We start from the raw sequence: 385 nt of genomic DNA on the forward strand, positions 1-385 counted from the left end.
CCGGCGGCAAGCGGTCATGGCAAGCGGTCATTGCGATGATCGTGGGCGCCGCAGTGCTCCTGATGCGTGGTCCGGTCGCCGCGGCGTGGAAGGTGCTGGCCGCCCGATCGGCCCGAGACACGCCGCACCAGCGCGATCCGGCAGCGCGCCGGGGCAGGCGGGAGCCCGGCGATGTGGCACTGAAATCGACGGAATATGACAGGCTCAAGCAAGCGTTGCAGGACCCGGGCGCCCGTCATCTGCCTCGTCTGCTGCTGACGGGCGATGACGCCGTCATTGCCGAGTTGCTGCCGGGCATCGTCAACGACCGCTGGCAGATTACCGAAGAAGCGCTTCTGCTGTGGAATCAGACCGGGCCGGATGGCCAACCAGACCGCGCCTGGCT

The 385-nt window shown here is 68.1% G+C and carries 1 pseudogene; it reads left to right on the forward strand.

Annotation, left to right across the window (positions count from 1 at the left end):
* Positions 1-385: pseudogene (locus tag AB4Z27_RS29750) on the forward strand (ImcF-related family protein); the annotation flags it as partial.

The organism is Cupriavidus sp. KB_39, from assembly GCF_052114485.1.
Lineage (GTDB): Bacteria > Pseudomonadota > Gammaproteobacteria > Burkholderiales > Burkholderiaceae > Cupriavidus.